This window comes from Curtobacterium poinsettiae, from assembly GCF_047226435.1.
GTDB classification, from domain to species: Bacteria; Actinomycetota; Actinomycetes; order Actinomycetales; family Microbacteriaceae; genus Curtobacterium; species Curtobacterium poinsettiae.
Window position 1 is genome coordinate 25,828 of record NZ_CP178435.1, and the last position, 14,363, is coordinate 40,190.

The following is a 14,363-nucleotide window of genomic DNA, read 5'->3' on the forward strand; positions in this document are numbered from 1 at the left end:
AGCATGCTCGAACTCCACCAGGTGTTCCAAACGCACGATTACCGCAGCCCGTTCGACCTCACTCTCGACGGCTACACCGACCGGTGGTGGAACATGCACCGCAGTCCGGTCGGTGAGAGCCGATATGACACCTTCACGTTCATCGCAGACGGCGTCGAGGTGGCTCGCGCTGAGGTCGACCCGGACGACGCGGTCCTGGGCGAGTATGTAGACCTCGACACCCCAGTTGACGTGGCGCGATTGACGTTCTTCGAGGTGCGGGCGCCGCGGCGCCGTGAAGGCCTCGGACGCGCTGCCGTGGAGCTTCTTGCAGAGCATTACCCCCGAACAGTCCTCGCCGCATTCTCTGAGCAGGCGGACCAATTTTGGACCGCCTGCGGCTGGCGTTTGCATCGCCGAAGCGACGGCGACCCGCGGTTCCAACCTCTTTTCGTGCACCGTTCGGGCTGAGCGTCACGCCGGCAGTGGGCGCGCCCCCTTCATCCAGTCGTTGTCCCGATGTGGTTGGCGCGAGCTCACACCAAACCTGCTCGTCCATGAACACGCGAGGGAGCGCCGATGACCACCACCCACCCGCCACGATGGCGTGCGCCGCTGGATGCGCTGTTCGCGCCGCGCCTCGACGCAGTCGGCGTTGACCCGGTCCCTGCAGACAAGAACCGGACTGGTCTCCGCATTGCCGTGTGGATCGCGATCGTTCTCCTCTTCCTGCTCGGATGGGGAGTCGGGACTGGCGCTGCGATCGCCACACTGTTCGGCTGGGTACCCAACCCGCCGCCGCTGACCAACGATCCATCGAGCTTGTCCGGGCAGGCCTTCGACATTGGCTCCCAGCTTCTCGTGGCCGGCCTTGCCGGGTGGGCGATGTTCGTCTGGAAGCGCCCCCGGCGCCCCGTCCCGTTCTCACACGGCCTGGCAACCGTCCCGGTCTACATCCTCGTGATGGCGATCGCGTTCACCGTTGTCGGTCTGCTCTCTACAGTGCTGCAGCTGCCCCAACACGACTACCCGTGGCCGGCCGTGTCTCCCGGGTCAGCGTTCACGCTGGCCACGATCGACAGCGCTCTCCCAGGGCCGGCGGAAGAGCTCGCTCTCCTGGGTCTGATTGTGGTTGGGCTTCGCAGGACGGGCTACTCCTGGTGGGTCGTCTACCTGGTCGCGATCGCGGTCCGTGTGCCGTTTCACCTGTACTACGGGTGGGGTGCGATCGCGATCGCGATCTGGCCGGCGATCGCCGTCTACCTCTACCGTCGTTCGGGAGCGATCTGGGGCCTCGTTGCTGGTCACGCGCTCTGGGACCTCACATCGTTCCTCTCGGTGCATACGGACTGGCCTGCCGTCGACCTCCGCATGTACGCCGCAGCGTTCGGTGCGATCGCGGTCCTCGCCGTCGTGATCAAACGCTCACCCGCTCCGACCGCACCGGCACCGCCGCGGTCACCCGCCGCGGAGTAAGTGCGTCAACTACGAACGGCCCGGCACCCCGAAGAGTGCCGGGCCGTTCGTAGTTGACGCTGCTACAGCGTCCAACCGGCCTGAGGAGTGGCCACGGTGAGGAACGGCGTTTGCTTGGGCGTGCCATCGCCGTGGTGCTCCTTCGGGGTGCAGAAGCGCAACGGTCCTCGTGCGCGGTCGAAGATGCGGGCTGCGTGGTGGTCCCAGTGATGAATCCACCACTGCGACAGCGCCTGCCCGTCGCCGTCGCGTGCGAGCTCCACCGCCTTCCCGTGAGCAAGCCAGGACACGTAGAGCCGCTGCACGACCTCGGGGTGCTCCCACCAGCGCGGACACCACGGGATCTCGCCGCGCTTTTCCACACCGAACCCCTCCATCTTCGCCAGCTGCTCCCCAACCCAGCGGACGAAGCCCTCGGTCTCCGCAGTGCGGTCCACCGGCGCACTGTCGTCTGGCGGCGGCGCCCCGTCCTCGGGAGGCGGCGCGTCCGCGTCGGAGGGCTGGGACAGGTCAGGCCAGGTATCAAACGGGCTGGACATCGCGGATCTCCTCGGTCTCTTCCACATCGCGCGCAGCCGGCTTCACGTCGCCGATGCGCTCCTTGAGCTTCTTGTCCCGGAACCACGGGGTGGTCTTCACCAGCACCGGCCGGGCGCCCGGAACACTGACGATCGCCCGCCAGAATGGCAGTCCTTCCAGGTCGCCGGCGGTCATGATCGGCCGGACCTGGGTGCTCGTCGACGTCGACCGGTTGTTGCTGCCGGCGGAGTAGGACTTGATGACTTCCTTGAACGTGCCGACGCTGTCGGAGAGGCGTCGGAGGAAGTCGCCCTGCGCACTCTCGCCGCCGCCGTAGATGCGGATCCCGGCGGCGTTCCACATCGCGTTCATCGTTTCGGCGCCGAACTCCTTCACGCCCTGCGCCCAGGACTGGAAGTACGACGACAGCGCGATGCCGTAGCCGCCGTAGTACGAGTACAGGTCCGGCAGTTCCGGCCACTTCACCACGTTCGCGCACTCGTCGAGCTCCACCACGAACGGAGTCTCCAACCGGCCACCGTTGTCCTCGGCGAGCTGCTCCGCGGCCTTGCACACCGCCCGCACGAGCGCGGTCAGGAACGCCGACGACGCGGCGGTGCCCTTCTTCGACAGCAGGATCAGCGTGTCCTTGCTGCGGACGAACGTCTCCGGGTCGAACCGGCGGATCCCGGACGTGTTCGTCCACGCCATCGCCTGGTCGTTGCTCAGCGCACTTGCCATGCGCTGTGCGGTGGCGTAGACGCTCTTTCGGGTGCGGTCGTACTGCTCCTCCATGCCCTTCATGGCCATCGCCGCCGACGGGTCCCCGGACCGTTCAAGAATGTCGAGGATCTCGCCGCCGCCGGTCTCGGTGTTCAACCAGCCGTGCACGTCAGCGAGTGTCTTGTTCGTCCGCGCGGCCGCGAGGAGCGCGAACGCGAGCAGGCTCTTGCCCTGCGGGTCGAACTGCGCATCCGTCTTCGCGCCCTTGGGCTTCGTCGCGGTCTCGAAGATCTCCGCGAGCTCGTCCGCGTCGTCGCGGGTGCGGATTCCCATCAGCGGGTTGAACACGAAGTCCGGGCGGGTGTCTTTCCGGTAGATCCGCTGCGGGTCGAACACCCACGCGGTGCTCGTCGGCCGGCCCGCGATGATCTCCCGGACCCCATCGATGCGACGGGAGGTGAACATCGCCGCCCCGGGTGCATTGACCATCTTCGGGATCACCTGACCGCTGGTCTTGCCCCGTCCTGGACCCATCAACGCCATGCACGTGTCACGCCATCCCTGGAAGATCGGCCCACCGTGCACGAGCGTGCCGACCTGCTGCCCGGGCGCGAGGCCCACCGCGTTCGGGTGCAGCCGCACCGCTTCCTTCCGCCTGGCCGGGTACTTCGCCGCGCGAATGTCGTTGCGGTGCAGCATCTTCGACTGCAGGTGATCCATCGCACCGCTACCGGCCTTCCGGATGACCATCCACACCGCGGCCGCGATCGCCAGAACGACCACCGCGATGATCAGCGCAGTACCCCACCACGGCCACTGGAACTGCTCGAGCGCCGTCTGGAACGGGTCCGGTGTCGTCGTCTTCATCAGTTGTTCCCTTTGCTCGTGCATCCGGTGAGGGTCCGGTCGAGTGCGTGCTTGTCGTCGGTGGCGATCGACAGGTGCCACTTCGTGGCCACGGTCACGAACGACGCCGCGTAGTTGCAGGCGTCGCCCGTGTTCGCCGGCATCCACTCCGCGGGCCCGGAGTCGGACTTCTCTTCGTTCGCGGGCCCGTCGACGGCCACGAGGTTCGTCGCCTGGTCGTTCGCGAACGCTTCCCGCTGCTCGGGCGTCCACGACGCGGCCCCGTGCCGCCACGCAAGCGACAACGGGAATCGATGGTCGACCTGAACAGCCAGGCTCGACGTCGGCCCGCGGTGGAAGGCGATCGTGCGGCCCGTGTACGGGTCGTGGAGCGTCCCGGAGAGCACGACGCACCCGTTGGTGCCCGGCTTCACCACGACGGCCGTGAGGTCCCGGCGGAGGACGTCGTTGCGGGTGTCGCAGCCGTTGTGGTCGGTGTCGGCCCACGCTGGCCCGAACGCGTCCCGGTCGTACCGGGCCGGCACGTACGCGTCGGAGACCGGGAGGGCGCGGAGATCGCGCAGCGCCTCGGCTGCCGGCGTCGTGGCCACCGTGCTCGAGGTGAATGGTCCAGCCGTCGACGGCGGAACGATCCCACTCGCAGCGAGCTCCGGGTGCATGTAGGGCGCGACGATCGCGGCGATGCCCGCGGCCGCGACGAGGGCGGCCGCGGTGAGGAGCTGCGACTGCGTGCGGCGTCTCACTGGGGGTCTCCTTCCCGGGCGGCTGCTTCGGCGAGGATCTGCCGCACTCGACGTCGGGACAGGCCCGATGCTTCCGCGGCGCCCTTCTGCCCCAGGACCTCCACGGCGGCCACGATCGTCGCGTCCCGGTCCCGGCGGGCTTCCTTGTACGTGTCGACGACGTCGCGCACGGTCTCCGCGACACCGGACATGGTGCGGCTCATCCCTGCCATCGTCACCAGATCCTCACCGTCAGCGGACCGCCGGGCTCGACGGCGCTGACCGTGAAGCTGGTCGGCGTCACCGGGCCGGTGACGTCGTGCGCGATGTGGAGCCAGCCCTGTGCCCAGAGCAGCACGTCCTCGAGCGTGTGCGCGTCGTGGGTGTGTTCGTGGACGAGCTCGCTACCGTGCGCTCCCGACTGCAGCACCCATTCGCCCGCCCCGGGCAGCTGCTGCAGCTGCAGCCGCTCCCACGGGTCGGCCCCGGCCTCCTCGACGGCGTTGACCCGGTGTGACAGCAGGCCGCGGAACCGCACGCGGCCACCGTGGAGGTCCGGGCTCATCCCGACCGCGGGAATGTCGGCTGCATCGGTGACGGGTCCTGTCCAGACCGACACGCAGGGGACGACGTCCCAGCCGTCGTTGCTGAGTTCCATCCCGGTGGCGAACCGGCACACCGGTGCACCACGGTCGGCGATCGCGTCGACGATTCCCGCCACCGTCGGCCGCGCTACGGCGACGGGGAAGGGATCCTCGGCGAGCATCCCCCGCGGGCCGTAGTGCATGACCTGCACCAGCGCGGGATCCGCGTCGTCGGCGAACACGCAGTAGTCCGCCGGCACTTCGTTGCGCGTCGGGGACCATGTCGCCTCGTGCTCCGTGGTGAGGCCGTTCCACAGCACGGACGTCCCTGCCTCGAGCGAGCCGAGGTCCTCGAACGTCACGGCGGCCGCGTCGACGCGAGCCTGCACGGTATTCACGATCGGGCTCCGTCCCGCTGATCGATGACGTGCCAGACCACGGCCGTGAGGAGTGCTGCGACGCTGGCGACGAGTGCGCCGGCGTAGAGGAACCCGGACGGTGTCCACGCGGCCTGCCACGCGCCAGCAGCCGCGTGCGCGCCGAGGAAGGCGCGGCCGACCGATGCGGCGAACAGCAGGCCGACGACCCACATGGGGACGCCGGCTGCGAATCCAACGGCGGTGTTCCGGCCGAGGATCAGCAGGCGTCGGGGCCACGGTGACCGGGGCGGGTTCTGGTGCAGGTATCCGGTGCTCATGGTGTGCTCCTTCGCGGATCGGTTCTTCGGTGGTGCTTGGGCTAGAGGCCGTCGACGGGGCGCCAGACCTGGTCGTTGGGGGTGCCCCACACCTTCTGGATCTTCACGACGTCGCCGGCCTTCGGAGCGGCGATCATCATGTCGCCGCCGAGGCTGATCCCCACGTGCCAGGCGTCGTTGCCGCCCCAGAAGATGAGGTCCCCGGGCTGCGCTTCGCTGAGAGGGTGCATCTGCCCTCGAGCGACCCCGTTGCGCCACTGAGTCGTGGCGGAGTGGCCGGCGTCGATGTTGACGCCGATCTGCGCGTACGCGACCTTCGTCAGCCCGGAGCAGTCCCACACGTTCGGGCCGGCACCGCCGAGGACGTACGCCTCGCCCAGCTGCTCTTTCGCGAACCCGATGACCTGGTTGATCTTCGCCGCATGCGGCCCCGTCGCGGGCTGCTCACCCTCGGCGAGCACGTTCTTCGTCCCGCCGGCGCCGCCACCGGCCGCGGCACCCGCGCCGGCGGTGCAAGTGGGACCCTCGTTGGTCTGCGAGACGGTTGAGACCGTGACGCCGGAGAGGGCATTCAACATCTCGACCGCATACGCCGACTTCGTCGCATACGCATCAGGGAACGCGGACCCCTCGACCGACTGTGCGGCCTCGCCCGGGTCCATGGTGTCCCAGCCGGGCACCTTCACCAGGCGCTCGTAGAACAGGTTGATCGCGTAGTCGATGTCCGTGACCTGCGCGAGGGTGCCCCACCCCTGGGAGGGCCGCATCTGGAACAGGCCGGCGGAGTCGCGGTCGCCGCCGGAGAGGTTGTTGAGGGTGGACTCCGTCATCGCGGCCATCAGCGCGGTCTGCTGCGCGTGCCGGGTCAGGCCCCGCTCCTTGCCAATCGAGACGATCGCCGCGGCGTTCTTCACCTGGTCGCCGGAGTACGGGCCGACCTTCGCCGGCAGGGTGCCCTTCTGCACGGACACGGCCGTGCCGGACACGGTGCCGGCGGCACCGCATGTGGCGGCAGCTGCCTGGTCGTCGTCCCCGGCGCCGGTGATGATCGTGAACAGCACCACCACGATCACGACGATGCCGATCACGGGCGCCAGCGCCGCGATCGCGAGCATTCCACCCTTCCCCATGACCTACTCCTGCCCGCCGGCGTTGATGTAGGACGCCAGCCACGGATCGGCCTTGGTGTCGCGGTGCAGGGTCACCGTGATCGGGCCGCCCGTCGACGCGGTGAACTGGAACGCCTGATCCGTCGACGTCTGCTGGTCGCCGACCGGGGTCCGGTCGTCGTGGATGCCGGCGCAGGGCACGTTGCCTGGCCGCACGGCGGAGTACAGCTGCCACGCTTCCGGCGTCAGGTATGGGGTGAGGGAGCGCTGCCACGCGTTCTTCGTCTCGGTGGGCTGGCAGAACCGGTCCGCGACCGTGTGCGCCACCTCCTCGCTCGAGGGCGCGGCCGAGCGCGTTGGAATCGGCGTCGACGTCGCGGCTACTTCGCTCCCACGGTGGGGCAGGCGGGCAGCGATCACGACCACCGCCGCGGCGACCGCGAGCACGGCGATGGCGGCGAACGCGATCAAGAGACGCTTCCGCGTCATGCTGCACCCCCGACGAGCTGGACTGCGAGCAGGACGGCACCGACGGCGATCGCGGTCCATCCCACGATGAGCAGGCCGACGAGCCCCCGCGAGAGCTGGCGCATCTGGGTGTCCCAGAGCCAGTCGTGCACAAGGCCCCGCTCCCGCGAGATCTTCAGCATCACGGCGCCACCACCAGCCACACCACGATCGGGAGAACCACGACGCGCGAAAGCAGCAGTGCGCGATCCGCCCACCGCCCGCTGGCGGGCTGCCCCCACTGTGCGGTGCATCCACCGGGTACCCGGCGCCGATCACGGAGGCACATGGGTGTCAGAGCCCCTTCGCGACGGCGGCGCCGGCGGCGAGCCACGCAAGCTTGGTGGACTCCTGCAGGGCGTCGAAGTTGATGATCCGCGCCTTCAGCCCCGCGTCGTACGGGATCGTCAGGACGTCGCGGCCCAGACCGGCGTCCTTGAAGCGGCGCACCTGCTCGGTCACCTTCTCGGGCTTCACATCGCTGGTCTCCACCCCGACGATCACGACGGCGTTCTCCGCGAGCTCGCGGTAGCGTCCGCCGGCGTTGACGAGCTGCTCGAGCAGGAGCGCTGCGGACTCGCACCACTTGTCGTCGGTGGTGGTCGGGACGACCAGCTGGTCCGTGCGGTCCAGGCCCGCGAGCCACATCGGGTCGGTCTCGTCGTTGCCGGAGTCGATGAGCACCAGGCGGTAGAACTTCGTCAGCACCTTGTGCACCCGGTCGACGGTCTCGGCGCCGAACCGCTGCTCGGCCGCGAGGATGTCGGGCTTGGACTTCAACACGTCGTACCGGTCACGGGTCTGGTGGTGCACGTACTCGGCCATGTCCGCGGACCGAGCCTCGGTGCCCAACAGCCGGTCGATCTCCGGCAGCAGGTCCAGCACGGACGCGTCGTGACGAGCGGCCTCCGTCGACCACCCGAGCGTGCCACGGGTCTGGTTGTTGTCCCACGCCACGGTTGCCGCGCCGGAGTGCCGAGTCAGGACGGTCGACAGGCACACCGTGGCGAGGGTCTTCCCGGCGCCGCCCTTGCCGTTGGCGACCATGATCGTGCGGGGGCCGACGTGGTGCTGGCTGACCAGGTGCACCTGCTCCCGGTGTCGTCGTTCCGCCTCCGAGGGTGCCATGCGGAGCCCGAGGCCGGTGAGGAACCCGCGGAACCCGGTCGTGGCGGGCTCTTCCACGGTCTCCTGCGTGAGGAACGACTGCCGCGCCTCCCGCCGCGTAGCGGGGGCCTCATCCACCGTCGCGGCGTTCGGCGGTGACACGGGGACGTCGGCCGGAGCTGCGGCCGTTTCCTGCCCGCGGTTCGCGGCGGCCGCGTCGAGCCACGGCGACGTCGACACTGCCGCAGGAGCCGGCGCCTGCGCCTGCGGTGCTGCCGGGACGTCGTGGCCGCCGTCGACGGTGCCGGTGACGGGGGCGATCGCGCCGTGGCCGTCGATGCTGAACAGGGTGTCCTGCCCAGTGGCCCGGTCGTGGCTGCGGACCACGACGGCGTTGCCGAGCTGCGTGGCGACGTCGCGGAGCCAGTCCATCGCGTCGGGGTAGGCGGTGTCGCCGGTGAAGGCGACGTCACCGATGGTGAGGGTGCCCTCGTCGGCGATGAGGCTGTAGTCGACGTGCACGGTGCTGTTCGGCATGAGCGGTTCGTCCTTGTCTGCTCGAGCGGATACGTACGGGGGGTGTCAGTCGCGGAGGCGTGCGTCGGTGTCGTGGACGGCCATCTGGGTGGCGGTGCGGAGCATCTTGACGGGGATCCCGACGCGCTCGCTGATCTTCAGCAGCACCTTCCCGGCGCCGGGAGGGGCACCCTTGGCGCCCTTCTGCCGGCGGGATCCGATCCAGTCCTTGGATTGGGAGAACGAGGCGACCATGTTGATCTCCTTCGGCGTCAACGGGCGCACCTTGCTCAGCTCGAGCAGGTCGTCGCGGCTGAGACCCATCAGCAGCAGCAGGCCGGAGCGTTCGATGAAGCCCTTGGCCTTCTCCCGGTCGTCCGCGTTCGGCAGCGACAGCAGGTCCTTCGGCGAGTGCGTGATCTTCAACTCCGCGGTCCCGACGGACCGGTTCGTGCGGGAGAGGCCGTCGACGAGGTCGACCATGCCCTCGCAGGCACGGATCGGGTACCAGAACTCGTCCATCAGGGTCGTGTAGCCGCCCCAGGTGATCGCCGGCGCGTACTGCTGACCCTCGTCGGCGGCTTCCTGCTGCTTGCGCTTCTCGTGTTCGGCGAGCTCCCAGTGCGCGTCGATCGCGTCCATGCCCAGCGACCAGGTCGACAGCATCGCGGCGGAGAGCAGCTTGGTGTTCTTCCGGCCGATCGAGGACGTGTCGAAGCAGAACCCACCGGGATTGCCGGGAACGAACTCGACCGAGTTGTTGCCGGAGAGCATCTGCCCCATGTCGCCGGTCATCAGCGATCGCAGCGTCTGCCCGAGCCGCTTGTACTCGGTGTGGAACTCCGCAGCGGTGGCGGTGCCGGTGCGCTGCAGCATCAGCTGTGACGGGCTGTCGAACGCTCGCACCAGGTCCGAGGTCACGGCGACCTCGTTCGGTCCGGTGTGCTCGAGGATGGTGTCGACGATCGCTTCGATCGCGGTTTCCTCGTAGTCCTTGACCGGTTCCGAGGTGCCGCGGCTGATCTTCACGACCAGCTTCACCAGGTCGATCGACTTCGCCCGCGCCAGGATCAGCAGCTCTTCACCGACCTTGCCGCCGATCCGGCGGGCGGCGTAGCCGAGCGGGCCAGGCGACAGCACGTTCAGCTGGTGGCGGGCACGCGGGCCGATGGAGAACACGGTCCCGCCGAGCTCCTCGATCCACGGCACGTGCTCACCCTTGATCGGGTCGAACACTGCCGGGGTGAGGCCGCGGCCGACCTGCCCGCCAAGGAGCGTCTGCGCGGTGGAGGACTTCCCGAGCCCGTTGAGCCCGAACATGAACGCGGACGGGGAGGAGATCACGTTCGCCCGGTAGAGGGCATCGTGGTCGGTGCACACCGCGGAGTGGGTGTTCATGTCGCGGCCGAGCGGGGACCCGTTGATCGGCCGGCCGGTGCCGGCACCGAACGGGTAGATCCCGCACACCTGCACGCTCGTTGCGAACCATCGCGGTGGTTGCGGGATCTGCTCCCACCCGCCACCACGGGGCCCGAAGAACCCCGACGGGGTCAGCGTCTGCGTCTTCGTCGATGCCCGAGCCATCAGCGGGTCTCCTTCGAGGGCGTCATGTGCCCGGCGCCAGGAGCGCCGAAGATGAAGTGGTTGGGGCTGACGCCTGCGGGCGGGGTGCCGAACAGCTCGACCGGGTCGAGCAGATTCACCCGCTCCATCGTGGATGGGCTGATCGGGAGGATCACACCACCGAGGGCGTCTACCAACGCGTGCCCCTGGACCGGCATGGGGATCGTGCGCGCCGTTGAGTGACCGATGGTGCCGTAGACCACCTTCGGGGTGATCGCCGGTCCAGCGGCCAGGTCGCGGAGCTCGTCGGCTGGGGTTGGGGTGCCGTTCACGGTGTGCTCCTGCATCATTCGGTCCGGTCGGTGACGGTCTGCATGGCGGTGGCGTACTCCCACGGCAGGACGCCGAGGGGGAGGGTGGAGTGGAACGCGGCGGAGGTGTCGGTCTCGATGAACCGGTACGAGATGTTCGTGCCGTTGAAGATCTGCTTCAGCTCCCCGATGGCGTTGTTCGTGCCGCGCTTGGTGGGGTCGAAGGTGACGGTGACCTCGATTGCGAACGCTGTCATCGCCGCCCCGGTCATCAGGTCGACCTCGGTCTTCTGCGCCAGCTGTTCCCGGCGCTTCTCGATCTCGTTGTCTTCTCCGCGGATGCCGCTGCTGTTGCGCTTGGCGTTGCCGCGCATCTTCTTCGCGAGCTTGAATGCCTTCCCGGGATCCACCGGGCCGTAGAACACGGCGGCGCGCTTGCGGAGGAACTTCCCGTTCGGCTGGAACAACCGGTTCATGAGGTCTTCGGTGATCAGCGCCTGCGGCGGGGCGACCATCATGGCCGTGATCGATGCGACCCCGTCGTGGTAGCAGATCCGCCGGGCACTGTCGTCGAACGCGTCCGGCCCGGCCTGGGTGACCCGCATGTGGAACGGGTTCCCGGCGAGCTCGTCGGAGCCGTACTCCCGGGCCCGCTCCGGCCGGTACGCGACCCGCACTGCGCGGGCCAGCTCGCTGCTGGTGGCCACGACCGGGGAGCCGGCGCCGGCTTCGGCGAGCCCGTCTCGGTGGTAGGGCAGCTTCGCGGCGATATCGGCTGCTGCTTCCTCGACGTCGTCGGCGATCTTGTTCACGTTCCACACCACAGAGGCGAAGACCTCGACGTCCGCGTACGTGCCCGACAGTGCCCGGGCGCCCTCGCGAAGCTGGCGCTGTGCTGCTGCGGGGGCGTTTGGGGAGACTTCGTTGTCGATCTTCTGCACGAGCGGTTCGATGGATTCCTGCGCGGAGTCGACCACGATCACGGCGCCCTCGATGGCGGTGTCCAGTGACAGGGACGCGATCCACCCGCCGAACGAGGACACCTGCGAATCGATGCTGTCCTGCGGCAGCAGCGCGGTGCCATCGGGGTGGCAGGAGAACGTCGCGGACAGCAGCGGCTTCCGGGAGCTCTTCCGGTGGTGCAGGAGCACGTACTCCTCCCCCTCGCCGTCGGTGCCGGTGATCTCCTCGAGATCGGCGAGCATCCCTGGCAGCGCCGTCATCGACTCGGCGGGCAGCGTCGTGAACAGGCCCGTCTCGTACGTGTTCGTGCCGGCGCGGCTCCGCTTGGCGCTCACATGCCCGTCCCACAGCTTCGCCGCGAGGGTGCGGCCCGAGTTCGGGTCGCCCCACCGGACGATGAACACGGCGTTCGCAGCGATGCCCGCGAGCGGGGCGAGGATTGCTCCGGCCCACCAGCCGACGCTGACGCAGACGACACCGACCATCACACCGCCGAGCAGCATCGCCCAGCCGAGGAACGTCAGCCCGCCGAGGGTGCCCTTCGTGGACGGCAACCAGTTCCCGAACCGGATGCGTTCCTTGCCCGCTGTCTCACTCACTGATCATTCCTTCCGCCGTGGACGGTGCATCGCCCGCGCCACTTGCGACGACCTGAGCGGCCGCCATTGAAGCCGTCGACCCGGACGACTGCCCCGAGTCCGGCGACGATCCGCCGGCAACCGATCCACCATCCGAACCGCCACCGCTCGCACCCGCGGCGCTGCTGCCGCTGTCTGCTGCCGCCCCGCTGGCGCCGCCACCGTCGCCGACCATCCCGCCGGCACCATCACCGGAGGTTCCGGCATCGCTGCTGCCCCCACCCGCGACCGGACTCGAGTCACCACCGCCAGCGCCGCCGCCGCCGGAAGCGGCCACTTCACCGCCGCCCGCGACACCACCAGCAGCGCCGCCCCCGGCACCTGCTCCTGCGCCGGCTGCGCCAGCACCCGACGCACCCGCGGACGCACCGCCCGTCGCCACGGCCGCACCGACCGCGACGCCGGCCTGGACCACCGCGGCGGCGGCCCCGAGAGCCATCGCCCCGCCGATCGCGGATCCGAGCGCGCCGGAGGCTGGGACGAGCAGCCGCATGATCGCCGGCAGCGCGATCACCGCGAGGCCGATCAGCATGAGCCCGTAGATGACTCCGCCGGCACCGTCCTGGCCGTTCTTCAACCGCCACGCGAATGCGTAGATCGACGCGGCAAGGGGGCTGTAGATGATGAACGCGATGATCCAGGCGGTGATCTTCTCGAAAGCCTGCTCACCGCGGCGGAGCACCGCGTACGCGGCGCTGACCTGCCAGAACGCGTTCAGCAGCAGCATCAGCGCCTGCCGGACGAACATGATCACCCACTGGATCCCGACCGCGAGCACCCCGATGAGTCCAAGGATCAGCGCCAGCCCGGGCGACGTCGTCGCGAAGGCCGCGTCGACGTACCCGGCCGTCGCCGAGATCCCGGAGACCTTCAAGATCCACTGCCCGTAGGCGTCCCCGCCCCAGACGAAGATCTGGATCGCAGCTGTCCCCAGCGTGATCACCGCCACGGTCTTCCCGAGCGCTGTCATCGCCTCCTGGAACGGTTCCCCGCGGTGGGAGTACATGACCCGTGCACCGGCGACAATCAGGCCCAGCGTGAGCAGCATGATCGTGATCGGCAGCGTCGTGTCCTGGAACCACGACGTGGCCTTGTTGTCGAGACTGACCTGGAAACCCGCCCCGACCCAGCTGGTCAGGAACTGCTTCATGACGTCGTCGTACGCCGCGAACATCGTCTCCGCAGCCTGCTTGAAACCGTTCGACGCGGCCGACGATGCTGCGGCTCCCACACCTTGCTTGACCGCGCAGAGCGCCGGGCTCGCAATGCAGAGGGCGGTGTCTCCTGGGTTCACGATTTCGTCCCCGTCCATTTGATGAAGTCCCCGTCGCTCGGCGTTGTGCCGGCATTCGAGGTGGCCCCGTTATCCAGGACGGCGATCTTCCAGTCGCCGTCGACCCAGACCATCGTCATCGGCATGCCGTAGTAGCCCGTCGACGAGGACGGGTATGAGTACACGAGCGTCAGCTCAACCCGGTCCTTCGTGAACGCGTCGATGGAGAAGCCAGCCGGATTCATGCCCGAGGAGCGCATCTGTTCAGGATCCGACTGCTGCGGTGCGACCTCGAGACTCTTCTTCTTCCCAGCGGAATCGGCGATGTAGAAGTCCAGCGACTCCGCCGCGGAGTGCGTGCCGTACTGGTCGTAGATCGCAGTCGTTGCCGCGAGTGCCGCACCGAGCGGTGACCGTGCGAAGCACGCGTCGAACCCGTCGACGGTCTTCGTCGGGCCGACCGACTTCGACACCGGCCACGTCAGTCCTTCTTGCCCGGTCTTCCAGGTGAGATCGGACGGGACCTTCGGCGTCGACGACGTGTCGGTCACCCTCACGTTGCACGGACCGTCCGCAGCCGCCGACGTGCTCGAGGTCGGGGCCGGCTTACTCGCGGCCCCCTGGTCGTCGTTGTTCGCCGGAGCGAACACGCCGAGCAGGGTGGAGATCAGCACGACGATGATGACCAGGACGAGGACCACGATCGCGGCGATCCCTGCGGGCTTGGAGTTCCAGCCGCGCTTGAGTGCGGTGCCGAAGCCTCGACGGTTGGTGTTGCGGTTGCGTGGTGCCATGACGGCCTCCCGGGG

General features: G+C 68.8%; 17 protein-coding genes. 2 read left to right on the plus strand and 15 right to left on the minus strand.

Translation table 11 applies throughout. The features are described from left to right. Nucleotides 1-3: 3 nt before the first annotated feature. Both ACL00U_RS17035 and ACL00U_RS17040 read left to right on the plus strand, forming a co-directional pair. Nucleotides 4-450 carry a hypothetical protein gene (locus ACL00U_RS17035; RefSeq protein ID WP_214585411.1) on the plus strand — a complete coding sequence of 149 codons (447 nt, stop codon included), beginning with the start codon at nt 4-6 and terminating at the stop codon, nt 448-450. A gap of 108 nt (nt 451-558) precedes the next feature. Then, nucleotides 559-1,455 (plus strand): type II CAAX prenyl endopeptidase Rce1 family protein, encoded by an 897-nt coding sequence (locus tag ACL00U_RS17040; RefSeq protein ID WP_214585413.1) that lies wholly within the window; start codon nt 559-561, stop codon nt 1,453-1,455. Nucleotides 1,456-1,517: 62 nt separating this feature from the next. Here ACL00U_RS17040 and ACL00U_RS17045 read toward each other — a convergent pair whose 3' ends face one another. From ACL00U_RS17045 to ACL00U_RS17115, 15 genes are all read right to left on the minus strand, one after another. After that, nucleotides 1,518-1,892 carry a DUF4913 domain-containing protein gene (locus tag ACL00U_RS17045; protein ID WP_412874082.1) on the minus strand — a complete coding sequence of 125 codons (375 nt, stop codon included), beginning with the start codon at nt 1,890-1,892 and terminating at the stop codon, nt 1,518-1,520. Nucleotides 1,893-1,977: 85 nt separating this feature from the next. Next, entirely contained in the window at nt 1,978-3,564 is a 1,587-nt protein-coding gene (locus ACL00U_RS17050; protein WP_259581501.1) for a type IV secretory system conjugative DNA transfer family protein, read from the minus strand. Beyond that, the gene (locus tag ACL00U_RS17055; RefSeq protein WP_259581503.1) at nt 3,564-4,307 is read right to left on the minus strand and encodes an HNH endonuclease family protein; all 744 of its coding nucleotides are present in this window, start codon (nt 4,305-4,307) and stop codon (nt 3,564-3,566) included. The genes ACL00U_RS17050 and ACL00U_RS17055 overlap by 1 nt, the downstream gene beginning before the upstream one ends. Then, nucleotides 4,304-4,510, minus strand: coding sequence for a hypothetical protein (locus tag ACL00U_RS17060; RefSeq protein WP_259581504.1), 207 nt, complete (start codon nt 4,508-4,510; stop codon nt 4,304-4,306). Before ACL00U_RS17060 ends, ACL00U_RS17055 begins: the two co-directional genes overlap by 4 nt. 11 nt (nt 4,511-4,521) lie before the next feature. Beyond that, nucleotides 4,522-5,268 (minus strand): hypothetical protein, encoded by a 747-nt coding sequence (locus tag ACL00U_RS17065; protein ID WP_214585421.1) that lies wholly within the window; start codon nt 5,266-5,268, stop codon nt 4,522-4,524. After that, on the minus strand, nt 5,265-5,567 hold the full coding sequence (locus ACL00U_RS17070) for a hypothetical protein (RefSeq protein ID WP_259581508.1): 303 nt from the start codon (nt 5,565-5,567) through the stop codon (nt 5,265-5,267). The genes ACL00U_RS17065 and ACL00U_RS17070 overlap by 4 nt, the downstream gene beginning before the upstream one ends. Before the next feature lie 41 nt (nt 5,568-5,608). Then, complete coding sequence (locus tag ACL00U_RS17075; RefSeq protein WP_214585425.1) at nt 5,609-6,697, minus strand: C40 family peptidase; 1,089 nt, start codon at nt 6,695-6,697, stop codon at nt 5,609-5,611. Nucleotides 6,698-6,700: 3 nt separating this feature from the next. Next, nucleotides 6,701-7,165 carry a hypothetical protein gene (locus ACL00U_RS17080; RefSeq protein WP_214585427.1) on the minus strand — a complete coding sequence of 155 codons (465 nt, stop codon included), beginning with the start codon at nt 7,163-7,165 and terminating at the stop codon, nt 6,701-6,703. After that, nucleotides 7,162-7,347: a hypothetical protein gene (locus ACL00U_RS17085; RefSeq protein WP_412874081.1), complete on the minus strand. Its 186-nt coding sequence runs from the start codon at nt 7,345-7,347 to the stop codon at nt 7,162-7,164. Before ACL00U_RS17085 ends, ACL00U_RS17080 begins: the two co-directional genes overlap by 4 nt. Before the next feature lie 130 nt (nt 7,348-7,477). Then, nucleotides 7,478-8,827, minus strand: a complete 1,350-nt coding sequence (locus ACL00U_RS17090) for a MinD/ParA family ATP-binding protein (RefSeq protein ID WP_323848188.1) — start codon at nt 8,825-8,827, stop codon at nt 7,478-7,480. Nucleotides 8,828-8,872: 45 nt separating this feature from the next. Further along, the gene (locus ACL00U_RS17095; protein ID WP_214585431.1) at nt 8,873-10,390 is read right to left on the minus strand and encodes an ATP-binding protein; all 1,518 of its coding nucleotides are present in this window, start codon (nt 10,388-10,390) and stop codon (nt 8,873-8,875) included. Then, nucleotides 10,390-10,701 carry a hypothetical protein gene (locus tag ACL00U_RS17100; protein WP_214585432.1) on the minus strand — a complete coding sequence of 104 codons (312 nt, stop codon included), beginning with the start codon at nt 10,699-10,701 and terminating at the stop codon, nt 10,390-10,392. The genes ACL00U_RS17095 and ACL00U_RS17100 overlap by 1 nt, the downstream gene beginning before the upstream one ends. A gap of 14 nt (nt 10,702-10,715) precedes the next feature. After that, complete coding sequence (locus ACL00U_RS17105) at nt 10,716-12,242, minus strand: SCO6880 family protein (protein WP_214585434.1); 1,527 nt, start codon at nt 12,240-12,242, stop codon at nt 10,716-10,718. Further along, the gene (locus ACL00U_RS17110; RefSeq protein ID WP_262127312.1) at nt 12,235-13,593 is read right to left on the minus strand and encodes a hypothetical protein; all 1,359 of its coding nucleotides are present in this window, start codon (nt 13,591-13,593) and stop codon (nt 12,235-12,237) included. The genes ACL00U_RS17105 and ACL00U_RS17110 overlap by 8 nt, the downstream gene beginning before the upstream one ends. Continuing rightward, nucleotides 13,572-14,348 carry a hypothetical protein gene (locus ACL00U_RS17115; RefSeq protein WP_214585438.1) on the minus strand — a complete coding sequence of 259 codons (777 nt, stop codon included), beginning with the start codon at nt 14,346-14,348 and terminating at the stop codon, nt 13,572-13,574. Before ACL00U_RS17115 ends, ACL00U_RS17110 begins: the two co-directional genes overlap by 22 nt. Nucleotides 14,349-14,363 lie beyond the last annotated feature (15 nt).